At 65.6% G+C, this 21238-nt stretch carries 24 protein-coding genes; 20 read left to right on the forward strand and 4 right to left on the reverse strand.

Annotated elements, in window-relative coordinates; all coding sequences use genetic code 11:
* Positions 1-10: 10 nt before the first annotated feature.
* Positions 11-622 (reverse strand): ANTAR domain-containing response regulator, encoded by a 612-nt coding sequence (locus Q0C42_RS08490; RefSeq protein WP_295074402.1) that lies wholly within the window; start codon positions 620-622, stop codon positions 11-13.
* Entirely contained in the window at positions 619-1845 is a 1227-nt protein-coding gene (locus Q0C42_RS08495; protein WP_295074403.1) for a transporter substrate-binding domain-containing protein, read from the reverse strand. Before Q0C42_RS08495 ends, Q0C42_RS08490 begins: the two co-directional genes overlap by 4 nt.
* A 579-nt stretch (positions 1846-2424) precedes the next feature.
* Between Q0C42_RS08495 and Q0C42_RS08500 the strand changes: the two genes are divergently transcribed.
* From Q0C42_RS08500 to Q0C42_RS08550, 11 genes are all read left to right on the forward strand, one after another.
* A complete protein-coding gene (locus Q0C42_RS08500) occupies positions 2425-3291 on the forward strand; it encodes a PhnD/SsuA/transferrin family substrate-binding protein (RefSeq protein ID WP_295074404.1) in 867 nt (288 codons plus the stop codon).
* A gap of 7 nt (positions 3292-3298) precedes the next feature.
* On the forward strand, positions 3299-4093 hold the full coding sequence (locus Q0C42_RS08505) for a phosphonate ABC transporter ATP-binding protein (protein ID WP_295074405.1): 795 nt from the start codon (positions 3299-3301) through the stop codon (positions 4091-4093).
* Positions 4090-4884 carry a phosphonate ABC transporter, permease protein PhnE gene (gene phnE / locus Q0C42_RS08510; protein ID WP_295074406.1) on the forward strand — a complete coding sequence of 265 codons (795 nt, stop codon included), beginning with the start codon at positions 4090-4092 and terminating at the stop codon, positions 4882-4884. Before Q0C42_RS08505 ends, phnE (Q0C42_RS08510) begins: the two co-directional genes overlap by 4 nt.
* The gene (locus Q0C42_RS08515; protein WP_295074407.1) at positions 4881-5549 is read left to right on the forward strand and encodes a class I SAM-dependent methyltransferase; all 669 of its coding nucleotides are present in this window, start codon (positions 4881-4883) and stop codon (positions 5547-5549) included. Before phnE (Q0C42_RS08510) ends, Q0C42_RS08515 begins: the two co-directional genes overlap by 4 nt.
* Positions 5546-6781 (forward strand): alpha-D-ribose 1-methylphosphonate 5-triphosphate diphosphatase, encoded by a 1236-nt coding sequence (locus tag Q0C42_RS08520; protein ID WP_295074408.1) that lies wholly within the window; start codon positions 5546-5548, stop codon positions 6779-6781. Before Q0C42_RS08515 ends, Q0C42_RS08520 begins: the two co-directional genes overlap by 4 nt.
* Positions 6782-6791: 10 nt before the next feature.
* Positions 6792-7700, forward strand: a complete 909-nt coding sequence (locus Q0C42_RS08525; RefSeq protein ID WP_295074409.1) for a lysophospholipid acyltransferase family protein — start codon at positions 6792-6794, stop codon at positions 7698-7700.
* An 84-nt stretch (positions 7701-7784) separates the two neighbouring features.
* Positions 7785-8603, forward strand: coding sequence for a phosphonate ABC transporter ATP-binding protein (phnC, locus tag Q0C42_RS08530; RefSeq protein ID WP_295074410.1), 819 nt, complete (start codon positions 7785-7787; stop codon positions 8601-8603).
* Positions 8604-8656: 53 nt separating this feature from the next.
* The gene (phnD, locus tag Q0C42_RS08535) at positions 8657-9553 is read left to right on the forward strand and encodes a phosphonate ABC transporter substrate-binding protein (protein ID WP_295074411.1); all 897 of its coding nucleotides are present in this window, start codon (positions 8657-8659) and stop codon (positions 9551-9553) included.
* Between the two features lie 65 nt (positions 9554-9618).
* Positions 9619-10497, forward strand: a complete 879-nt coding sequence (gene phnE, locus Q0C42_RS08540; protein WP_295074412.1) for a phosphonate ABC transporter, permease protein PhnE — start codon at positions 9619-9621, stop codon at positions 10495-10497.
* 4 nt (positions 10498-10501) lie between these two features.
* Positions 10502-11824: a phosphonate ABC transporter, permease protein PhnE gene (gene phnE / locus Q0C42_RS08545; protein ID WP_295074413.1), complete on the forward strand. Its 1323-nt coding sequence runs from the start codon at positions 10502-10504 to the stop codon at positions 11822-11824.
* Between the two features lies 1 nt (position 11825).
* Entirely contained in the window at positions 11826-12443 is a 618-nt protein-coding gene (locus Q0C42_RS08550) for a chloramphenicol acetyltransferase (RefSeq protein WP_295074414.1), read from the forward strand.
* Here Q0C42_RS08550 and phnF read toward each other — a convergent pair.
* Positions 12434-13144 (reverse strand): phosphonate metabolism transcriptional regulator PhnF, encoded by a 711-nt coding sequence (gene phnF, locus Q0C42_RS08555; RefSeq protein ID WP_295074415.1) that lies wholly within the window; start codon positions 13142-13144, stop codon positions 12434-12436. The genes Q0C42_RS08550 and phnF overlap by 10 nt on opposite strands.
* Before the next feature lie 118 nt (positions 13145-13262).
* Between phnF and phnG the strand changes: the two genes are divergently transcribed.
* The 7 genes from phnG to phnN all read left to right on the forward strand — a co-directional run bounded on the left by phnG (position 13263) and on the right by phnN (position 18362).
* Complete coding sequence (phnG, locus tag Q0C42_RS08560) at positions 13263-13706, forward strand: phosphonate C-P lyase system protein PhnG (RefSeq protein ID WP_295074416.1); 444 nt, start codon at positions 13263-13265, stop codon at positions 13704-13706.
* Complete coding sequence (phnH, locus tag Q0C42_RS08565) at positions 13703-14272, forward strand: phosphonate C-P lyase system protein PhnH (protein ID WP_295074417.1); 570 nt, start codon at positions 13703-13705, stop codon at positions 14270-14272. Before phnG ends, phnH begins: the two co-directional genes overlap by 4 nt.
* Positions 14272-15372 (forward strand): carbon-phosphorus lyase complex subunit PhnI, encoded by a 1101-nt coding sequence (locus Q0C42_RS08570; RefSeq protein ID WP_295074418.1) that lies wholly within the window; start codon positions 14272-14274, stop codon positions 15370-15372. Before phnH ends, Q0C42_RS08570 begins: the two co-directional genes overlap by 1 nt.
* Before the next feature lie 105 nt (positions 15373-15477).
* Positions 15478-16356, forward strand: coding sequence for an alpha-D-ribose 1-methylphosphonate 5-phosphate C-P-lyase PhnJ (locus Q0C42_RS08575; RefSeq protein WP_295074419.1), 879 nt, complete (start codon positions 15478-15480; stop codon positions 16354-16356).
* A gap of 29 nt (positions 16357-16385) precedes the next feature.
* Complete coding sequence (gene phnK / locus Q0C42_RS08580; RefSeq protein ID WP_295075311.1) at positions 16386-17153, forward strand: phosphonate C-P lyase system protein PhnK; 768 nt, start codon at positions 16386-16388, stop codon at positions 17151-17153.
* A 4-nt stretch (positions 17154-17157) separates the two neighbouring features.
* Complete coding sequence (phnL, locus tag Q0C42_RS08585) at positions 17158-17841, forward strand: phosphonate C-P lyase system protein PhnL (protein ID WP_295074420.1); 684 nt, start codon at positions 17158-17160, stop codon at positions 17839-17841.
* Positions 17838-18362, forward strand: a complete 525-nt coding sequence (gene phnN, locus Q0C42_RS08590; RefSeq protein ID WP_295074421.1) for a phosphonate metabolism protein/1,5-bisphosphokinase (PRPP-forming) PhnN — start codon at positions 17838-17840, stop codon at positions 18360-18362. Before phnL ends, phnN begins: the two co-directional genes overlap by 4 nt.
* Here the strand turns inward: phnN and Q0C42_RS08595 are convergent.
* Entirely contained in the window at positions 18344-19015 is a 672-nt protein-coding gene (locus Q0C42_RS08595; RefSeq protein ID WP_367115723.1) for a DUF1045 domain-containing protein, read from the reverse strand. The genes phnN and Q0C42_RS08595 overlap by 19 nt on opposite strands.
* 104 nt (positions 19016-19119) lie before the next feature.
* Between Q0C42_RS08595 and Q0C42_RS08600 the strand changes: the two genes are divergently transcribed.
* Positions 19120-20265: an alpha-D-ribose 1-methylphosphonate 5-triphosphate diphosphatase gene (locus Q0C42_RS08600; protein ID WP_295074423.1), complete on the forward strand. Its 1146-nt coding sequence runs from the start codon at positions 19120-19122 to the stop codon at positions 20263-20265.
* 133 nt (positions 20266-20398) lie between these two features.
* Complete coding sequence (locus tag Q0C42_RS08605; RefSeq protein ID WP_295074424.1) at positions 20399-21238, forward strand: metalloregulator ArsR/SmtB family transcription factor; 840 nt, start codon at positions 20399-20401, stop codon at positions 21236-21238.

Raw genomic sequence — 21238 nt, forward strand, 5'->3', positions numbered from 1 at the left:
CACCTCCTTGTTATGGTTGTTTGGTTTTCCGCTCATGCGCTGCTGTGCCGGCGAGACGCATGGAGGACGTTGACGCGGCCAGTAACTCGGCCGCGAATTCTTCTATCGAGATGCGTTTGGCCATGCTGGCCACACGCATCTTTCGATAGGCCTCATCATCTGAAACGTCTTCTTCGTTCATGATTTTGAGGATGGCCTTGACCACTGCCCGACGGCCCTCGGCGCGACGGGCAAGGTTGTCACGGTCCATCAGCTCGCGTTGGCGGATGGAGTGTTCGTTGAAGGCCAGAAACAGGGCCGTGAAGATGCCGGTGGCGCGAACCGGCTTCATCAGCACCGAAGCTGCCCGGTGGCGCACCACGCGAGCCAGACGGCTTGGAGCTTCCATCCCGATAAGGGCGATGTGCGGAACATCCGAATCCAGCACAATGAAGTCCTGATCGGCATCGACAAAGACCACATCCTGCAGTCCTGCGACGAAATCGGTGGCATCGGGGTCGCGTTCGGAAACCGAAAGTCCCAAGCGTTCCAGTGTGCGCACGAGAACCACGCGGTTCTGATCTTCGGGCAGGGCCACCCAAGCCCGCGCGCCGCGGAAGTTCGACCGGATCTGTGAGGTCATGATACCACCCGCAGCATCTTTTCGCCACTCAGCGCTGCCCGCGCCAAAGGTTCCCAGACCAGATAGGGATCGGGCCGGACCAGTTTGTTGCTGCTGTGCAGGATCTCGAACGTGCCATCGACGCGCGACCGGCCGATGCGGGGCCAAAGGAAGCAATGGCGGTTATCGGGGTCGATCTGCACCGAGCCCTGCGGCGCCTCGAAGGAAACCGAGTTCAGTGCCGCCAGCACGGCCTTCGGGTCCGCGCTCCCGGCGCGCTTGATGGCACGGGCAAGCATGTGAACAGCGATGTAGCTGGCTTCGGCATCGGCCGAGGTCGGGCCAGCGCCGGGATAGTGCTGTTCCCATGCAGCAAGAAACCTGAGGTTGGCCTCGGTCTCGACAGAGGAGAAATAGACGCTGGACGAAATATGGCCGTCACAGGCATCGCCGATCAGCGGCAGTTCGAACTCAGCCAGACTGCAGCTTAGCACCGGCAGATCGCGAGGTTGCTCCAGACCGGCTTCGCTGCACTTGCGGCGGAGGCATCGAATGAAGCTGTAGGCTGATTCGCCGATCAGGGTGGAAAAGATGAAATCCGGCCGATGCCTCAGGATCAGATCCACGATCTCGTCGACGTCCAACTCGTCAACCGGCAAGTAGCGCTCACCGAGCACCTGCCCGCCGTTGCGGCCAAGGATCTCGCGCATGATGCGGTTGTTTTCCCAGGCCCAGATGTAGTTCGACCCGACCATGAAGGCCCGGCGCCCGCCTTCGGACAGAATGTAATGGGTCAGTGGAACGACGTGCTGGTTGGGGGCTGCGCCGGTGTAGACGATGTTTTCGCTCGTCTCGAAGCCTTCATAGTGCGACGGATACCACAGCACGGCGTCCAGCTTTTCAAACACCGGAAGCACTTCCTTGCGGCTGGACGAAGTATAGCAACCCACCACATGGGTCAGGCCGGGCACCGCCAGCAACGCCTGCGCGCAAGCCACATAGCGATCATTCCGGCCGCCTGGATCTACCGTGTGCACTTCGAAGCCGAAGTCATAGGCCGGATCGGAGGCAATTTCGCTGACCGCGAGCTGCGCCCCGCGCAACATCGTCGTGCCGACTGCAGCGTAGGGGCCTTCCTGCGAGAACATCAGCCCCAGGGGAACAGCTGTCGTACCCAATTGCATCTCCAAAGCAGACAAACCCCATGCGCATCTGCGCTTGGGGCAACGTTGCCATCCGGCCATTTCGGTATGAGTAATGTGAGACTGCGGCTCTCTCGCCATTGAGATCAAGCGCCACAACCCCAACGATACACGCACCGCCGATTCCGTCAAGAAATGATCTGGCCTGCGTCATGTCTGCGCTTGTATTCCCCGGCAGCGACTGAGGGTGCCAACGGATTAGGCGGCGCAACGGGGGGCTCGGCGCGATTTCGGGCGGTGCGCAGAATAGCTCTGGGCGTTTCGGTCTGGCTCGGTCCATCGCTGCCTTGCGGTGCTTCCCATGCAGTGCGGCTAGGCCCTGCGCCAGGGCGGCATGCGCCGAATGAAAGCGTGTCTCCACGCCAAGAGCCTGGCGCTCGACCAGGCTGTCGGCTCGGAAATCCAGCAGACCGCTCTGGAGGTGCGTCCTGCCCCAGCTACGGGGGATGACTGAAAACCTGCCAGTTCCGGTTGAAGGCTGTAACCTCCCCCGAGAGCTTTACCTTATGATGCTCGGGGCTTCCTTTGGGAAAACTGTCGCAGTCCTGTGATCTCTCCGTCGCTCCATTGTAGGGATCGCCTGCTAGCCGTCCGTCAGCACAGCTGAAAGGACGCCCCTAAATGAAACCGCTTCTCGCTTCTGGCCTCATAGCCCTCGCGCTTGCCACGACACCCGCTGCCTCTGCTCAGGAGACCATCCGCTTCGCCGTCACCGACATCGACGGGATGGAAGCGCTGCAGCGTGAGATGGGGCCGTTCAAGGCGGCCTTCGAAGCAGCCTCGGGTCTGACGGTGGAGTTCTTCCCAGTCTCCGGCCGCACGGTCGCAGTTGAGGCGATGGCCGCGGACCAGATCGACTTCGTGCTGACCGGTCCGGCGGAATACGTGGTGTTCAACGCGCGCCTCGAAGCCCAGCCCGTTGTGACCTGGGTGCGCCCCGACTATTACTCGACCGTCGTCGTGCTGGAAGACAGCCCGGTCAGGACACCCGATGACCTGAAGGGCCAGATGATCTCGTTCGGCGAGATCGGGTCGACCTCGCAGCACCTGGGGCCAGTGGACCTGCTGGCCAAGGCCGGCCTGACCTATGCTGTCGACTACCAACCCGTCTTCCTGAACCGCAACGTCGCGGTCGAGGCGCTGATCAAGGGCGAAATCGCCGGGATCGGCCTGAACCGCACCCATATCGACAGCATCACCGAGAAGTTCCCGGACCAGCAGTTCCGCGTTCTGGTGAAGGGCGAGCAGCTTCCAGACGACATCCTTCTCGCCTCGCCAAAGGTAGCCCCCGAAGTGGTGGATACGGTCCGCAAGACCTTCGCCGACAATAACGACGCGATCCTGGCGGCGCTGACCTCCACCGAGGAGAACGCCAAGTACGTCGGCGGAAAGTTCAATGCCTCGGTGACCAACTCGGACTATGATGTGGTCCGCAAGATGTTCGAGAATATCGGCATCACCGAGTTCACCGAATTCGTCGGCGAGTGATCCCAGGATGAACGCGCCTCTCCCCCCGCAGGCGCTGGCCGGTTCTGCCTTGGCAGAGCCGGTCCTTTCTGTCGCCGCCCTGACCAAACACTTTCCCGACCGCCCGGTCCTGCGCGGGGTCGACTTCGCCCTTGCGCCCGGTCAAGCCACCGCGCTGATCGGGGCAAACGGGTCGGGCAAATCCACGCTCCTCCGCTGCCTTGTCCGGCTGATCGAGCCGACCTCGGGCCAAGTCCGGATGCTCGGCCGCGACGTCCCCGCGCTTGTGCCCCGCGCGCTTCGCCAGTTCCGGGCCGAGGTCGGCATCGTCTGGCAGCGTCACAACCTCGTCCCCCGCCTCTCGGCGTTGTCGAATGTCATCCACGGCGTACAGGCCCGAATGTCCTGCCCCCGCGCCTGGGCTCAATCGCTTGCCCCCGCCGCCGTCCGCGACGAGGCGATGACCTGCCTTGACCGCGTGGGCCTTGCCGACCGCGCGCTTGTCCGGGTGGACAGTCTGTCCGGTGGCCAGCAGCAGCGCGTCGCCATTGCCCGGATGCTGATGCAGCGCCCCCGCTTCATCCTTGCGGATGAGCCCGACGCCAGCCTTGACCCGCAAACCGGCGAGGAGGTGATGTCTCTTCTCCTCAACCTTGTCCGCGACGATGGCTTGTCGCTTCTGGTGATCTCGCACCGGCTTGAGCACACGCTGCGCTTTTCCGACCGCATCCTGGGCCTCGCGAACGGCCGCATTGCCCTCGACACTGCCACTGCCCGCGCCAACGCCACCGGCCTGCGCCAGTTCTTCGACGAGGCCGCATGACCCCGCTCGCCCCCGCCCGCTTCCAGCACCGCAGCCTCGTGGAATACGTGGCCCTCCTCGCCGTGCTCGCATTGGTCGCCACTTCGCTTGCTGCCACCGCGCCCGCGCTGGACAAGCTCGGTTCCGGCGTCGCCCGGCTCTTCTCGCCCTCGGGGATGCTGACCCAGATGTTCCCCCCGGACTTCACCCGGATCGTGCCGATCGGTTGGAAGCTTCTGGAGACCCTGCAGATGGCTGTCGCCGGCTGCTTCCTTGGCCTCCTTCTCGCGCTGCCCTTCGCCATCCTCGCCACCGACCGCCTGTCACCTCATCCGCTGGTCCGCCACGCCGCGCGCGCGATCATCGCGCTCTTCCGCACCGTCCCGGATCTCGTCTGGGCGATCATCTTCATCATCATCGTCGGCCTCGGCCCCGCCGCCGGGGTCATGGCGATCATGGTCGACAAGATCGGCTTCGCCGGCCGCTTCTTCGCCGAGGCGATGGAGGAGACGGACCCTGGCCCGCAGGACGCCCTCCGCGCCATCGGCGCGAGCCGACTTGGCATCATCGGGTCCGCCGTGATCCCCGCCTGCCTGCCATCGTTCACCGCCACCTCGCTTTTCGCCCTTGAGAAATCGGTGCGCGGAAGCGCTGCCCTGGGCCTTGTCGGGGCCGGGGGAATCGGGGTCGACCTCAAGGTCGCCTTCGACCTTTTCAACTACGACGAGGCCCTCGCGATCATCCTGATGATGCTCGCTCTCGTCATCGCCGTCGAGCAGGGCTCGGGCTGGATCCGCAGGAAGCTGATATGAATCACATGCTCACCGACACCGCGCATCTCTACTGGAACGCCGAGTGGCAGAAGGCCGACCGCTCCAGCCCCTGGGCGATGCCGGAACCCTGGGCCATCGACCATGCCAGCACGCTGACTGCCGTTTCCCGCATCCTAGACCTGGGCGCCGGAATCGGCCGCCATGCGCTTGCTTTCGCGGAAGCGGGCCACCGGGTCACCGCACTGGACGCCTCGGAGGCCGCGACGGCCGCTGTCGCAGCCGCAGCCTTCGCCAAGGGCCTGACGCTTGATACCGTGCAGGCCCCCATGACTGACCTGCCGTTCGCGGCCGCGAGCTTCGACCATGTCCTGGCCTGGAACGTGATCTACCACGGCGATGAAAGCGTCGTCCGCCGAACGATGTCCGAAGTCGCCCGCGTCCTGCGCCCCGGCGGCACGTTCATGGCCACCATGCTTTCGGCCCGCCGCCTGCCGGTTGAACAGGCCATGGCCAAGGGGCGCGAGATCAGTCGCAACACCTGGGTGTTCGAGGGCGAGGGCGACAAGATTCACCCGCATTACTTCTGCACCGCGCCCGACCTTTTGGCGCTGATGTGGGGCTTCGAGGTCTTCACCCTCTTCGACCGGCCGCATGAAAAGCCCGGCTCCTGGCACTGGCACCTTCTGGCGGAACGTCTCGCATGACCGCCGAATTGATCGAAGGTGCCCGCGTCATCCTGGACGACCGGGTGGAGACTGCTTCGGTCCGCATCGAAGCGGGCCGCATCACCGGCGTCGACGTGGCCCGCGACGGGGCGACGGTGATCCCAGCGCGCGGTCTGACTCTGGCCCCCGCCTTCGTCGACATCCACGGCGACGCCTTCGAGCGTCAGATCATGCCACGCCCGGGCGTCATGGTCGCGGTGGAAACCGCGCTTCTGGAAACGGACCGCCAGCTTGCCGCGAACGGCATTGCAACCGCCTACCATGCGCTTACCCTCTCCTGGGAACCCGGCCTCCGTTCGGTCGAGACCGGCTGGCAGGTCCTTCGTGCGCTGGAGGCACTGCGTCCCCGCCTTACCGCGGAGAACCGCCTGCAACTCCGGTGGGAGACCTTCTGTTCCGAGGCCGAGCCGCTGATCGCCCACGCGCTTGCCGGCCCCGACCGCCCGGCGCTGGCATTCAACGACCACACCACCGCGATGCTGCTGCACCCGGACTTGGCGCTGCAGGACCGGCCGTTCGACCAGGTTCCGGACTACCCGATAACCCCATTCGACGCCCCGCGCTTCCTGAAGAAGATGGCCGACCAGGCCCGACGCGCCCATGTCTCGCCCGACGACTACGTCACCCTCCTGACCACCGTCTGGCAGCGCCGGGCGGAGGTCCCCGCGCATATCGACCGCATGGCCGCGCTTGCCCGGTCGCACAAGGTTCCGATGCTGTCCCACGACGACAGCCAGGCCGAAACTCGCGCCTACTACCGGCAGCTTGGCGCCACGGTGGCCGAGTTCCCGATGCATGACCGCGTCTTCTTCGCTGCGCGAGAGGCCGGAGACGCAATCGTCCTCGGCGCGCCGAATGCGATGCGCGGCGGCAGCCATCTCGGCAGCCCGGGGGCCGCGCAGATGATCGAGCGGGGACTCTGCGACATCCTTGCCTCCGACTACTACTACCCCGCAATGCTGGGCGCGATGGTGCGGCTGCACGCCGACCGGGTGGCGCCCTTGCCGGCGCTGTGGAAGCTTGTTTCGCTGAACCCCGCCCGCGCGATGGGCCTTAGCGACCGGGGCCGCATTGCCACCGGCCAGCGCGCCGACCTCCTTCTGCTCGACTGGCCCGAAGGCCAGGCCCCGGCACCCTTGCGCACCTGGGTTGCTGGCCGCCCCGGCTACGCGGCCTTGCCACTGACACCCCACCCCGAACCCGCCCTTTAGCGAGGCCAAGATGTTCGACGCACTTGCCAACTTCGACACGCTTCCCGCTGCGCCTCAAGTCGACTTCACCTATTCCCACCCCGGCCAGTCGCGGTTTCGCCGCAGCCTGATCCGGGCGGTCGAGACGCTGACCGGCCAGCCGAAGCTGCGGCGGCTCTACCTGGACTGGGCTTGGGGCGAAAGCCTGCCCGGCGTGCCCGTCTTTTCCGCGGCGCTCCGCCAGTTGCGGATCGCCCCGCGCATCGCCGCCGGGGCCGAACACCTGAAGGCAGTCCCCGCGACCGGGGGGCTCCTTTTGGTCGCGAACCACCCCTTCGGCGTGGTGGACGGGCTGACCATCGGCCACCTGGGGATGCAGCTGCGCGGCAACGTCCGCATCCTGACGAACAGCCTCCTGTGCCGGGTGCCCGAAGTTGATCCCTATCTGCTCCCCGTCGATTTCTCCGGCACGTCTGAAGCGCGGCGCCTGACCGCCGAGACGCGACGTCGTGCAGCCGAGCTTCTCGCCGCGGGCAAGGTGGTGGCGGTTTTTCCGGCGGGTGGAGTGGCGACGGCAAACAAGCCGCTTACGGGGCGCGCCGTGGATGCGCCCTGGCATCCGTTCGTCGGGCGTTTGGCCACGATCCCCGGCGTGACAACGCTGCCCGTGCATTTCTCCGGCCAGAACTCGCGCCTGTTCCAGATCGCGAGCCATACCTCCTACCCGCTGCGCGTCGCGCTGATCTTCCATGAAACCCGCCGCCGCATGGGCCGCCCGGTGGACCTGCGCGTCGGTTCGCCGGTCTCGGCCACGGACCTCGCGTCCCTCGACCGCGACCAGATCGCCGCCGACCTCCGCCGCCGCTGCATGGCTTTGGCCGTGCCTGCACTCATGGACCCGGACGAGACCTACGTCTGGCCCCGCCACATCAAGTGGTAGCGTCACACAAGCTTCATTCAGCCTTCGACTGCCTGTCACATCCGCCCACTAGGACGGTCCCAGACCAAAGCGAAGGGACCACCGATGCTGGACGTGGCAAACGTGACGCGGCTGTTCGGCCAGAAGGCCGCCGTCGACAACATCAGCTTCCAGATCGACCGCCCTGCCTTCGTGGGCATCATCGGCCGCTCCGGCGCGGGGAAATCTACCTTCCTGCGGATGATGAACCGGCTTCTGGACGCGACCTCGGGCGAGATCCGGGTGGACGGCCGCAACGTCCTTGCACTCAAGGGTCCGGAGGCCCGCGCCTGGCAGTCGCACTGCGCGATGATCTTCCAGCAGTTCAACCTGGTGCCCCGGATGGACGTCGCATCGAACGTCCTCCACGGCATCCTGAACCGTCGTTCCACGTTGCAGACGATGTTCAATCTCTGGCCCCGCGCCGACATCCTGAGGGCGCTCGAAATTCTCGACCGCCTCGGCATCAGCGAACAGGCCCCCAAACGCGCCGAGGCCCTGTCCGGCGGACAGCAGCAGCGTGTCGCCATCGCCCGCGCCCTGATGCAGGACCCTAAGATCATCCTCGCGGATGAGCCCATCGCCAGCCTCGACCCGATGAACGCGCAGGTCGTCATGGACACGCTGAAGCGGATCAACGTCGAGGATGGCCGCATGGTTATCGCGAACCTCCACACCCTCGACACCGCCCGGCGCTACTGCGACCGCGTCATCGGTATGCGTGATGGCCGCATCGTCTTTGACGGCACGCCCGACCAGCTGTCCACCGGCGTCGCCCGCGAGATCTACGGCGCAGACGCCAGCTTCAACGAGGCCGCCACGTCGACCTCGATCCCCACCGACACCAGCCCGGACCGCTCTTACGCGGACCTGATGCTGTCGTAGCCCACCCCCAAGTTTTCCCGGCCACGTTTGGCCACAACCTTCATGGAGACCCCATGCAAAAGCTGCTCACTGCAACTGCCCTTGTTTCGCTGATCGCCACTGCGGCGACCGCCCAGGAAATCAAGGAATTCAACATCGGCATCCTTGGCGGCGAGAACGCCCAGGACCGCTTGACCTCGAACGAATGCTTCCGCGCCAAGATCGAGGCCGAGCTTGGCGTTCCGGTCAAGATCTTCACCCCTGCCGACTATGACGGCGTGATCCAGGGCCTGCTTGGCGGCACGCTGGACTATGCCTGGCTTGGCGCCTCGGCCTACGCCAAGGTCTACCTGACCGACCCGGAGGCCGTCGAACTGAAGCTGACAAAGCAGAACACTGACGGCTCTACCGGCTACTACTCCATCGCTTTCGCGCGCAAGGACGCCGGCATCACCTCGATCGAGGACGCCAAGGGCAAGACCTTTGCCTTCGCCGACCCGAACTCGACCTCGGGTTATCTGGTCCCCGGTGCCGAACTGGCGGCCAAGTATGGCGACCTGAAGACCTACTTCTCGGAAGTGAAGATGTCCGGCGGGCATGAACAGACCATCGTCGGTGTTGCAAACGGCGACTTCGACGCGGGCGTGTCCTGGGCCGACGGCTTGGGCAACTGGGAAGATGGCTACACCAACGGCGCGTTCCGCAAGGCCGCCGATGCGGGGTTGGTCGACATGTCGAACCTGGTGGAAATCTGGCGCTCGGCGCTGATCCCGGAAGGCCCGATGGTCGTTCGCAAGGCCCTGCCGCAGGAGGTGAAGGACAAGGTCACCCAGTTGACCGACGACCTGTGGCAAACCGACCCGGAATGCGCCTATGCCGTCGCGGCTGGCGAAGCCAAGGACTTCGTCCCGGTTGAACAGTCGGCCTACGAGGGCATCCTGGCCGCCCGCAAGATGCAGGAAGGCATGTAAGCTTTCATGACGTGTCGCCGGCCCCCCACCATGGGGGGCCGGCATTTTCATATCCGGATGATCTCATGGTTGACGCTGCCTTCGGTCCGGCCCCCGGCCCGCGCCCCAATCTTGCCGACCCGCGCGAAGCCTACCTGGAAATGGTGCGCCGCAAGCGGATGTATGGCGGTATCCTCTTGGTGGTGTTCGTCGCGCTCATGGCCTCGGGCTGGTCCGTGGCCGAGGATCGCAACGCCGGCGGGTTCCTGAACGGCCTGCACCAGGTTTTCGACTTCCCGTCCGAGGTGCTGAGCGAGGCATGGGAGAAGCGCGCGCTGCTGCCTGCGATCTTCGTCGCACATGTTCCCGCGCTGATCGAGACGCTGAACATCGCCGCTGTCGCCACCCTTCTGGGCGCGTTGGCTGCAATGGCACTGTCGCTTCTGGCGACGCGCGGCCTCGCTCGCTGGCCGCGCGCAATCCCTCTCTTTCGCCGCACGATGGACGCCTTGCGGGCCATCCCCGAGATCGTGATTGCGCTAGTGCTGATCTACATCCTTGGCGGTGGCCCGGTCCCCGCCGTCATCGCCATTGCGCTGCACACCGGTGGTGCCTTGGGCAAGCTCTTCTCCGAGGTCGCTGAGAACGCCGACCTCAAACCGGTCGAGGGACTCGCCTCGGTCGGCGCCAACTGGTCGCAGCGCATGTGGCTTGGGGTGATCCCGCAGGTCGCTCCGAACTGGCTGAGCTATGCCCTCCTTCGCTTCGAGATCAACGTGCGCGCCTCGGCCATCCTGGGCTTTGTCGGCGAAGGCGGCATTGGCCATGATCTGAAACTAGCGATGCAGTGGGGGCAGGGGCGTTATGACGAGGTGGTGGCGATCTTTGCGCTGCTCTTCCTAGCCATCGTGGTCATCGACCGGGTGTCCGACCATTATCGGAACAAGCTGGTGAAGGGGACCTGACGCCATGACCGCAACGATTTCCCCCACGCTGGCCGACAGTGTCACGCGCAGCTTTGCCATCCGACGCCGGATGGCCTTCGCCATCCCCACGGGGATCCTGGCTTATCTCGTCTACGCCGCAATCAGCTTTGACCTTGCGGGCCTCGCGCAGCGCGCCCGCTTCGACAACGCCGCGATCCTGCTGTCCGACTTCTGGTCTCACAAGACCCATGTCACCCGCGACAACCGCTCTGGCGGCGTCACCGTCGCCATCGAGGGTGAGAACAAGGGCACCTATCCCGAAGGCATGCTGCCGGACTGGGTCACCGTCACCGGCAAGGTCGCGCACATCGACCTTGGTGAAGGCCATATCGTCACCTACGACGAGAAGGGCGCGCGTTATGTTGTGCCCGGCTACGGCACCATCGACATCCGCCCCGTGGGCGGCAAGCCAGTCATGACCGCTCCAGAGCCGATCCCGGATTGGATTTCTGTAGCCGAAAACAAAGTTTCGATCACCACCACGGCGGGCAGGTTCAGCTACTCCCGCTCCAAGGTTGAGACGTTCAAATACGAGCCGGGCTGGGAGCTGTGGGCCTTTACCCTCGACAGCCCGTTCTACGGCAAGTCCATTGGTGAGCTTGTAGGTCTGGCCACTACCGCCGACCGGATCGACCCGGCCCGGTCGAACCTGGGCTACATGGTGGCCGAGTTCTGGACCAACAAGATGTGGCGGCACGGGGACGTGGCCTGGGCGATCTTCGAGACGATCCTGATGGCCTTTCTTGGCACGATGACCGCAGCACTGGTGGCCTTGCCGCTGGGCTTCCTGGCCGCCCGCAACTTCAACCCGCTTGGTCCGTTACGATTTGCTGCCCGCCGTGTGTTCGACTTCATCCGCGGGGTGGACGGGTTGATCTGGACCATCATTCTGAGCCGCGCCTTCGGACCGGGGCCGATGACCGGGGCCATCGCCATCGCGATCACCGATGTCGGCACATTCGGCAAGACCTTCTCGGAGGCGCTGGAGAACATCGACGAGAAACAGGTCGAGGGCATCCAGTCCACTGGTGCCAACAGCCTGCAGCGCGCCCGCTTCGGGGTGATTCCGCAGATCACGCCGGTCCTGCTGTCGCAGGTGCTTTACTACCTGGAATCCAACACCCGCAGCGCCACGGTGATCGGGGCCATCGTCGGCGGGGGAATCGGGCTGTTGCTGACCCAGGCGATCATCACGCAGAAGGACTGGGAAGAGGTCGCCTATTACATGGTCCTGATCGTGTTGATGGTCATGCTGATGGACAGCCTTTCGGGCTGGCTGCGGCGCAAGCTCATCAAGGGCACCTGACGTGCCAAAGCTTTCCGCCACTCAACCCGTCGTTCATCCTGGCTGCCAGATCGTCAACTCCGACTTCGGCGCCTGGTGCGAGGTGGGGGAGGGGTCGCGCGTGCTGAACTCGACCTTCGAGGACTACGCCTATTGTGACAGGCTGTCGGACATTGCCAACACCACGGTCGGAAAATTTGCCAACATCGCCGCGCTGACGCGGATCGGTCCGACCGACCACCCGATGGCGAACGCAAGCCTGCACCACTTCCTCTATCGCTCCACCTCATACTGGGACGACATCCCCAACGACGCGGAGTTCATGGCCCACCGCGCCAGCCGCCGGACGGTGATCGGACCGGACACCTGGCTTGGCCACGGAGTGATTGTGAAGCCAGAAGTAACCATCGGCGCCGGAGCCGTCATCGCGTCGGGGGCGGTGGTGACGAAGGACGTGCCGCCCTACATGATCATGGCTGGCATCCCCGCAGAGCCCCTGCGCCCCCGCTTTGCGCCCGGCATCGCTGATCGGCTGATGGCGCTGGCCTGGTGGGACTGGTCGCATGACCGGCTACGGGCCGCTCTGATGGACTTTCGATCGCTGAAAGCTGAAGCTTTCCTGGAGAAGTATCAGGGCTGATCCGCCACTGTCAGCGTAACCCTTTCCCCGGCGAACCAGGTCAGCCCATGTTCGACCGGACCGCCCGCCGGGTCCACGTTCACCGCCACTGTCCGCAGCACCGGCGCCCCCGACCTCACGGCAAGCGCCACGGCCAGCACCGGATCGGCAAGCTGAGCCGTAAGTCGCGTCTCGGCGCGGGTGTAATCTGGCAGGCCCGATGCCGCCAGCGACCGGGTGATCGACCCGGTCTCCCGGATCACCGCCAGCAAATCGGGAAACCGGCTGGCCGGGAAGACCGAGCGGAACGCGGCGATCGGTTGGCCATCGGCCAGTGACACACCTTCCACGACATGCACCGCATCGCCCGGGTGCAGCCGCAAGGCCCGCGCCTCTTCGGCATCGCAAGGTCGCGTCTCGGTCCGGCTGATCCGGCGTGAGGGGGTCTGGCCCGCCGCAAGCACGTTCTGGTGAAAGCGCACCCGGCGGCCCAGGGGATAGTCCGTCGGGCGCTGTTCGACAAACACCCCAGCCCCTTGACGCGACCGGACCAGACCTCGTTCTGCCAGCGCCGCAAGGGCATGCCGGACGGTGTGGCGGTTAACCCCGAAGCGGGTGGCCAATGCGGCCTCCGTCGGAAGCCTGTCGCCGGGGCGGTAGTGGCCCGAGCCGATCTCGGCCGTCAGGGTCGCGGCGATGGCGGACCAGAGGGGATCTTTCAACTTCTTCTCCTGTCATGAAAATTTCACAAGTCTTCGATTGGCCGCGGGCCAGCCGTCAGGTAAGATTTGTATAGTTGTATAGATAGCTAGACAACCCCCCAAACCTGTCGAGACGCCGATGACACTTGCCTCTCTCCCTGACCGCAAGACGTGGATGGCGGTGCTTGCCAAGGCGCCACCTGCGCGTCTAGCTGACCTGCTGCCGGACCTGCCGACCCATACTGTACTTCGCCAGCCCGAGATCGGTGCGGTGATGGTGCGGGGCCGGGTGGGGGCCACGGGTGCGGCCTTCAATCTGGGTGAGATGACCGTCACCCGCGCCTCGGTCCGGTTGGCGACGGGCGAGGTTGGACATGCCTGGGTGCAGGGCCGGGACAAGGGTCATGCGCTGCGGGCGGCGGCAGTGGACGCGCTGATGCAAGGCGATCTGGCGGCTGATCTGGCCGCGCGGGTTCTGCAGCCTTTGGCATCGGATGCCCAGGCCCGCCGGGCTGTCCGCGCGGCGAAGGCGGCGGGCACCAAGGTCGATTTCTTCACCATGGTCCGGGGAGAGGACAAATGATCGCTGACGCACTTGAAGGCGGCTTCACCGAGGCCCCTGTGCAATCCGCGCGCGCCTTCCGCGAAATCCTTGAGGCCATGGCACGCCCCGGCTGGATACGCCGCGTTCAGGGTGCCGCGCCGCCCGTGCCTCTGTCGGTTGCGGCGGGGGTGGCTTTGCTGGTCCTGACCGACCCGACCACGCGCTTGCACCTTGCGGGTGCGGCCGACTGCCCGGCCGTCCGCGACTGGGTGGCCTTTCACATTGGTGCGCCGCTCTCGTGCGCCGAGGATGCAGATTTTGCGGTCGGAACCTGGCAGGCCCTGCAACCCATCCACCGCTTCAAGATCGGCCAGCCCGACTACCCTGACCGCTCGGCCACGCTGATCGTCGAGGTCGACCGGCTGGCGAACCACGGCGCCGCCCTGACCGGGCCAGGGATCGAGACCGCAGCCTGGCTGAACCTGCCGGAAACCGCGGCCTTTCGCGCAAACCGGGCGCTGTTCCCGTTGGGCTTCGACACCCTTTTCACCGTCGGCGACCAGATAGCAGGTCTGCCCCGATCCACCCGCGTGGAGGCGATCTGATGTATGTGGCCGTCAAGGGTGGCGAACGCGCCATCGACAATGCGCACCAGTGGCTGGCGGAAGAGCGGCGGGGTGACCCGGCGGTGCCGGAACTCACCATCCCGCAGATCCGGGAACAGATGCGGTTGGCGGTCAACCGGGTGATGGCCGAGGGCTCGCTTTACGACCCCGACCTTGCGGCGCTTGCGATCAAGCAGGCGCGGGGCGACCTGATCGAGGCGGTCTTCCTGATCCGGGCCTATCGGACCACCTTGCCTCGATTCGCTGGTTCAAGCCCCGTCGATACAGGCGCGATGGCGGTGGACCGGCGCATCAGCGCGACTTTCAAGGACCTTCCCGGCGGGCAGGTTCTGGGGCCGACCTTCGACTATACGCACCGACTTTTGGACTTTGCACTGATGGCCGAAGGCGCAGCGGTCGACACTCAAACGCCGCTTGGGGAGGAGGGCGGGGGTGACAGGGAAACCCGCGTTCCACATGTCACCAGCTTCCTCAACCGCGACGGGTTGATCGAGACAGCAGATCCCTCCGACGCCACGCCGCCCGACCTGACGCGCGAGCCGATGGAGCGTCCCGCCGACCGCGCGCTGCGGCTGCAGGCGCTGACGCGGGGCGATGAGGGGTTCGTGCTGTCGATGGCCTACTCTACCCAGCGCGGCTATGGGCGCACCCATGCCTTTGTCGGTGAACTTCGCATCGGCACTGTGCTTGTCGAGGTCGATATCCCGGAACTGGGTTTCGCTGTCGAGATCGGCGAGATCGAGCTGACGGAATGCGAGACGGTGAACCAGTTCAAGGGCTCCCGCACCGAGCCGCCACAGTTCACCCGGGGCTACGGTCTTGTCATGGGCCAGTCTGAACGCAAGGCCATCGCGATGAGCCTTGTCGACCGCGCGCTACGTTGGCAAGAGCTGGGCGAGGACTTCACCGGCGCCCCTGCCCAGGACGAGGAATTCGTCCTGATGCACTGCGACAACATCCAGGCCACCGGGTTCCTGGAGCACATCAAATTGCCGCACTACGTCGACTTCCAGGCCGAGCTGGAGCTGGTCCGCAAGCTGCGGGCCGAGGCCATGGCGCTGCAGGAGGCGGCGGAATGACCTACCGCCACCACAGGGGCGCGAAGCCCAGGACCGCGACGCCGACACACATCCAGGCGATGGTCGAGATGTCCATGATGCACACTCCTTTCGGAGGCAATTCCCATGCTTGACGCCGGTTCCCACGCGGACGCCTACAACTTCGCCTACCTTGACGAGCAGACCAAGCGGATGATCCGACGCGCGATCCTGAAGGGGATCGCGGTGCCGGGCTATCAGGTCCCCTTCGCCAGCCGCGAGATGCCGATGCCTTATGGCTGGGGCACCGGCGGGGTGCAGGTGACGGCCGCCTGCCTTGTCCCCGAGGACCGGCTGAAGGTCATCGACCAGGGCGCCGACGACACCACCAACGCCGTCAGCATCCGCCGTTTCTTCCAGCGCACGGCTGGTGTCGCGGTAACCGAGTCCACCCCAGAGGCGACTTTGATCCAGACCCGCCACCGCATCCCCGAGACGCCGATGACCGAGGGGCAGATCCTGGTCTACCAGGTCCCGATCCCGGAACCCTTACGCTTCCTTGAACCGCGCGAGACCGAGACGCGGAAGATGCACGAGCTGGAGGAATACGGGCTGATGCACGTGAAGTTGTATGAGGACATCGCTCGGCACGGCCAGATTGCGACGTCCTACGCCTATCCGGTGAAGGTCGAGGGGCGCTATGTAATGGACCCCTCGCCGATCCCCAAGTTCGACAACCCCAAGCTTTCCGGCAACCCGGCGATCCAGCTGTTTGGGGCGGGCCGCGAACAGCGGATCTATGCGTTGCCGCCCTGGACCGAGGCGGTAAGTCTCGACTTCGACGACCACCCGTTCGAGACCTCGAAAGCCCCGCATGACTGTGACCTTTGCGGGGCCAGGGCCAGCTACCTGGACGAGGTGATCACCGACGATCAGGGCGGGCGGATGTTCGTCTGTTCGGACACCGATTTCTGCGCCGGACGGCGGGCGGAAGGACATGTCGGACGGCTGGGAGAAGCGGCATGACCCTGCACAGCACCGACTTCCCGCAGAAGATGCGTGACCCGGACCAGCCGCTGTTGACCGTCGAGAACCTTACGAAGCGCTACGGCGCCCGCATCGGCTGCGCGGATGTGTCTTTCGACCTTTATCCCGGCGAGGTGCTTGGGATTGTGGGCGAAAGCGGGTCCGGAAAGTCGACGCTGCTTTCCTGCCTCGCGGGCCACCAGCGCGCGGACCTCGGTCGGATCGCCTATGACGGGCGCGACGTGCTGGCGATGTCCGAGACGGATCGGCGGCGGCTTGGCCGCACCGACTGGGCCTATGTCCACCAAAACCCGCGCGACGGGTTGCGGATGGGAGTCAGCGCGGGCGGAAATGTGGGCGAGCGGTTGATGGCCGTGGGAGCGCGGCATTACGGCCAGATTCGGGGCAAGGCGGTGGACTGGCTGGGACGGGTCGAGATCGCTGCGGACCGGGTGGATGACCGCCCCTCGTCCTTTTCGGGCGGGATGCAGCAACGGTTGCAGATCGCGCGGAACCTGGTGACCTCGCCCCGGCTGGTGTTCATGGACGAACCCACGGGCGGCCTTGATGTCAGTGTGCAGGCGCGGCTTCTGGACCTGTTGCGCGGGCTGGTGCGTGACATGGGACTTTCCGTCATCATCGTGACCCACGACCTGGCTGTCGTCCGACTGCTGGCGCATCGGCTGATGGTGATGAAATCCGGCCGTGTGGTGGAGCAGGGCCTGACTGATCAGGTCCTCGACGACCCGCAGCACGCCTATACCCAGCTTCTTGTCTCGTCCGTCTTGCAGGTGTAAGTTAATGATCTGTATAGAAAACCTGTCAAAGTCCTTCACCCTGCACAACCAGGGCGGCGCGGTGATCCCGGTCATGGGCGGCGCTTCGCTGACCGTCAGCCCCGGAGAATGCGTGGGCCTCACCGGGCAATCTGGCGCCGGGAAATCCACGCTGATGCGGATGGTCTACGGCAACTACCTCACCGCTGGCGGTAGCTTGATCGTGGGCGGCACCGACGTCGCCACCGCCGAGCCGCGCGAGATCATCGCGCTCCGCCGTCACACGCTTGGCTACGTCAGCCAATTCCTCCGCGTCGTCCCCCGCGTGCCCACGTTGGATGTGGTGGCCGAGCCGCTGCTGGCTTTGGGCAACCCGGCCGATGAGGCTCGCGACCGCGCGGCCAGCCTTCTGAAGCGCCTGAACATCCCTGAACGGCTCTGGGCCCTGTCGCCGACCACCTTCTCGGGCGGGGAACAACAGCGGGTCAACATCGCGCGCGGCTTCGCCCATGCCTATCCGGCACTTCTTCTGGACGAACCCACCGCCAGCCTCGACGCCACCAACCGTGAGGTGGTGCTGACGTTGATTGAAGAGGCCAAGGTACGGGGCGCGGCGATCCTGGGCATCTTCCACGATGAAGGTGCCCGTTCCTGGGTCTGCGACCGGCTGGTGGATGTGACCGGCTTCACACCACGGGCAGCGGCATGATCTTTGCCATCGTCGGACCCTCTGGCGCGGGGAAGGATACGCTGATCCGGGGCGCGCTGGCCGCCCGACCCGGCCTTCGTCTCGTCCGACGCGTCATCACCCGTCCGACCGAAGCCGGCGGCGAGGATTTCGAGGGCGTCACCCCCGAGGAATTCGCAAACCGCACGACCCATGGCGATTTCGCCCTGACCTGGCAGGCCCATGGCCTATCCTACGGCATCCCGAAAGCCCAGGTCACTGGCCCCGGCGACGTGATCTTCAATGGCAGCCGCGCCGCTTTGCCCGAGGCCGCCCGGGTCTTCCCCGGCCTCCGCGTGATCCTTGTAAGCGCGCCAGACCTCATCCTCGCCGCGCGCCTGGCCGCCCGGGGCCGCGAGACGGCGGAGGATATCCGCGAGCGGCTCTCCCGTGCCGCTTTCGTCATGCCCGAGGGGATCACCTTCCAGACCGTGGTGAACGACGCCAGCCCCGAAATCGGAACGGCCCGCCTTCTGGCCGTGCTTCAGCCGGAGAGGGCGTAACGGTGGAGCAGATGGAAACGGCCGGACCGGTCCTCGCCGAAGAGGCACAGGTCCTCGATCACGAAGGGATGCGGCAGGACCGGGGCGAAGTAGTCCTCCAGCGCGGCGCGGACGGGTTCGGGCTGGTCCAACCGGTCGGTAAGCGTCAGGTGGAAGCGAAACTCTTCCATGACAAGCGGATAGCCCCAGCGGTCCAGAAGCTCGCGCTGGCGCGGCGAGAGGCGGTCGGGTCGGCGACGGGCGATCTCGGTCTCGGTCAGAGGGGCGCGCAGCGCGTCCGTCCCTTCGACCACGGCCGCGCCCAGTTTCAACAGCGCCGCCTCGCATCCCGTGGGCGTCAGGGCGACGAAACCGTGCAGTGTTTCGACCTGAAGCCCGTCGCAGACCACCGGCGCAAGCCGCGCGGCGAGGTCCGAAACCATGCCGCGGATCGTCTCCTCACCCTCACCCGCCGCCGGGCGGAACGGCGCCCGGATCGTGCCGTGGAAGCCGTAGCGGCGCGGCTCAGCAGTGATGTCGCGGGGATCGCCGATCCCCGGCAGCACCGGCTGCGGCAGTTCTCGGCCATTGCCGGGCTCGTGGCCAAGCCACTCGTTCGCCCGGAAGGCAAAGGCCCCCTCGCGCGGGGCGTAGTAGACGGCATAGCGCTGCATCTGGTCCATGCGGGCCGGGTTAGACGGCTTTTGTCACACGGGTGTGACGGGGCCATGTCACCAGACGCCGGCGCAGTTCCGACCGCAAGACCCAAGAGGACACCATGACCCGCGAAACCATTCTGGCCAATGCCACCCTTGTCCTGCCGGACCAGACTCTGCGCGGACAGGTCCGGATCGTCGACGGCAGGATCGCGGACATCGCCGAAGGCCAGGGCGTTCCCGCCGGGGCCGAAGACTGCGGCGGTGATCTGGTCATGCCCGGCCTGATCGAGCTGCACACCGACAACCTGGAACGCCACATCGAGCCGCGCCCCCAGGTCGACTGGCCCCATGCCGCCGCCATCATCGCACATGACGCGGAACTGGCGAGCGTCGGGATCACGACGGTCTTCGATGCCCTGCGTGTCGGCTCCGTGGTCTCCAACGCCAAGGCCAACTACGGGGAATACGCCCGCTCGCTGGCCGACGAGATTCTCGGACTCCGGGCCGGGGGTGCGCTGAAGATCAGCCATTTACTGCACCTGCGGGCCGAGGTCTGCTCGGAAACCCTGGTCGAGGAGCTGGACAAGTTCGGCCCCGAGGACCGGATCGGCATCGTCAGCCTGATGGACCACACGCCGGGCGAGCGGCAGTTCCGCGACCTGACGCAACTGCGCAAGTATGTCATGGGCAAGCACGGCATCAACGAGGCCGAGTTTGAAACGCATGTGGCGACGCAGAAGGCGCTTTCCGCCCGCCACGGTGCAGCGCACGAAGCCGCCGCCGTCGCCGCCGCCCGCCGCTACGGCGCGGTGCTGGCCAGCCATGACGACACCGACATCAGCCACGTCGCCCGCTCGGCCCAACACGGCGCGCATTTCGCGGAGTTCCCCACCACGCTCGAGGCCGCCCGGGCCTGCAACGACTACGGTATCAAGGTGATGATGGGTGCGCCCAACCTCATCCGTGGCGGCAGCCATTCCGGCAACGTCGCCGCCGCGGACCTTGCCGAGGCCACACTTCTGGACATCGTCTCCTCCGACTACGTGCCATCGTCCCTTCTCTCGGCGGCGCTGATGCTGGGGGACCTTTGGGGGGATGTATCGCGCGGGATCGCCACGGTCACGAAGGCCCCCGCCGAGGCTGTGGGGCTGTCGGACCGGGGAACGATCAGGCTTGAAGCGCGGGCCGACCTGGTCCGGGTCGCGCGGGTCGGCACGGCAGGAGCCTTGCGTGGCGTATGGGTGCAGGGGCAACGAGTGGCCTGATTTTCGCCGGACGTGAAGAAGCGGATCAGGGGCTGCATACCGTCTTGCCCACCTGCGGCCGCCCCAGCTTGCCATTGCGCGTGTCATCAAACCTTCACTGGACGCACATCCATATTTCCGGCATTCAGGAAATATGGATCAGAATTTTGCAATCTCGGCCTTTGCCACGCTCGGCCATCCCGGCCGGTTGTCGGTCTTCCGACTGCTGATGCGCTTCGCCCCGCAAGGGGTGCGGCCGACCGAGATTGCTGAAGCGCTGGGGCTGAAGCAGAACACGCTGTCGCACCATCTCGCCGACCTCACCGCCGCGGGGCTGGTCACGGTAAAGCGGCACGGGCGTTCGCTGTTCTACGCGGTCAATCTGGAGGTGACCGAGGCCCTGATCGGTTACCTCGCACTGGATGTGGGTCGCGCCAGACCTGATCTTCTTGCCCCCCTGATCATTGCCCGAAAGGACGCCGCCATGCGCGACACCGATTTCGACGTTCTCTTCATCTGCTCGGGCAACTCGGCCCGCTCGATCTTCTCCGAGGCGCTGTTGCGCGATCTTGGCCGCGGCAGGTTCCAGGCGTTCTCGGCCGGGACTCGGCCGAACACCGAGTTGAACCCCTTCGCGCTGGAGGTGCTGCGGCGCAACGGTCACGACACCAGCGGTTTGCGCGCCAAGCACATCTCGGAGTTCCAGCAACCGGGGTCCATCGTCATGGATTTCGTCTTCACGGTCTGCGACACGGCTGCGGCCGAAGAATGCCCGCCTTGGCCCGGCCAGCCAATCACCGGCCACTGGGGCCTGCCCGATCCGGTCAAGGCGACGGGCACCGATGCCGAGAAGGCGCTGGTCTTCGCTCAGACCTACACGGCCCTGCGCCGGCGCATCATGGCGTTTGTCGAACTTCCCTTCGACTCGCTTAGTCGGATGTCCCTCCAGTCCGGCGTCGATGCTATCGGCAGCGACACCGAAGCAAAGGCGTAG

The organism is Tabrizicola sp. (assembly GCF_022842145.1).
GTDB lineage: Bacteria > Pseudomonadota > Alphaproteobacteria > Rhodobacterales > Rhodobacteraceae > Tabrizicola.

Excerpts from the sequence above, each read along its gene's own strand:
- Q0C42_RS08490 (WP_295074402.1), bottom strand. The coding sequence starts at position 622 with ATGACCTCACAGATCCGGTCGAACTTCCGCGGCGCGCGGGCTTGGGTG.
- Q0C42_RS08495 (WP_295074403.1), bottom strand. The coding sequence starts at position 1,845 with ATGGCCGGATGGCAACGTTGCCCCAAGCGCAGATGCGCATGGGGTTTG.
- Q0C42_RS08500 (WP_295074404.1), top strand. The coding sequence starts at position 2,425 with ATGAAACCGCTTCTCGCTTCTGGCCTCATAGCCCTCGCGCTTGCCACG.
- Q0C42_RS08505 (WP_295074405.1), top strand. The coding sequence starts at position 3,299 with ATGAACGCGCCTCTCCCCCCGCAGGCGCTGGCCGGTTCTGCCTTGGCA.
- phnE (WP_295074406.1), top strand. The coding sequence starts at position 4,090 with ATGACCCCGCTCGCCCCCGCCCGCTTCCAGCACCGCAGCCTCGTGGAA.
- Q0C42_RS08515 (WP_295074407.1), top strand. The coding sequence starts at position 4,881 with ATGAATCACATGCTCACCGACACCGCGCATCTCTACTGGAACGCCGAG.
- Q0C42_RS08520 (WP_295074408.1), top strand. The coding sequence starts at position 5,546 with ATGACCGCCGAATTGATCGAAGGTGCCCGCGTCATCCTGGACGACCGG.
- Q0C42_RS08525 (WP_295074409.1), top strand. The coding sequence starts at position 6,792 with ATGTTCGACGCACTTGCCAACTTCGACACGCTTCCCGCTGCGCCTCAA.
- phnC (WP_295074410.1), top strand. The coding sequence starts at position 7,785 with ATGCTGGACGTGGCAAACGTGACGCGGCTGTTCGGCCAGAAGGCCGCC.
- phnD (WP_295074411.1), top strand. The coding sequence starts at position 8,657 with ATGCAAAAGCTGCTCACTGCAACTGCCCTTGTTTCGCTGATCGCCACT.
- phnE (WP_295074412.1), top strand. The coding sequence starts at position 9,619 with ATGGTTGACGCTGCCTTCGGTCCGGCCCCCGGCCCGCGCCCCAATCTT.
- phnE (WP_295074413.1), top strand. The coding sequence starts at position 10,502 with ATGACCGCAACGATTTCCCCCACGCTGGCCGACAGTGTCACGCGCAGC.
- phnG (WP_295074416.1), top strand. The coding sequence starts at position 13,263 with ATGACACTTGCCTCTCTCCCTGACCGCAAGACGTGGATGGCGGTGCTT.
- phnH (WP_295074417.1), top strand. The coding sequence starts at position 13,703 with ATGATCGCTGACGCACTTGAAGGCGGCTTCACCGAGGCCCCTGTGCAA.
- Q0C42_RS08570 (WP_295074418.1), top strand. The coding sequence starts at position 14,272 with ATGTATGTGGCCGTCAAGGGTGGCGAACGCGCCATCGACAATGCGCAC.
- Q0C42_RS08575 (WP_295074419.1), top strand. The coding sequence starts at position 15,478 with ATGCTTGACGCCGGTTCCCACGCGGACGCCTACAACTTCGCCTACCTT.
- phnK (WP_295075311.1), top strand. The coding sequence starts at position 16,386 with ATGCGTGACCCGGACCAGCCGCTGTTGACCGTCGAGAACCTTACGAAG.
- phnL (WP_295074420.1), top strand. The coding sequence starts at position 17,158 with ATGATCTGTATAGAAAACCTGTCAAAGTCCTTCACCCTGCACAACCAG.
- phnN (WP_295074421.1), top strand. The coding sequence starts at position 17,838 with ATGATCTTTGCCATCGTCGGACCCTCTGGCGCGGGGAAGGATACGCTG.
- Q0C42_RS08595 (WP_367115723.1), bottom strand. The coding sequence starts at position 19,015 with ATGCAGCGCTATGCCGTCTACTACGCCCCGCGCGAGGGGGCCTTTGCC.
- Q0C42_RS08600 (WP_295074423.1), top strand. The coding sequence starts at position 19,120 with ATGACCCGCGAAACCATTCTGGCCAATGCCACCCTTGTCCTGCCGGAC.
- Q0C42_RS08605 (WP_295074424.1), top strand. The coding sequence starts at position 20,399 with ATGGATCAGAATTTTGCAATCTCGGCCTTTGCCACGCTCGGCCATCCC.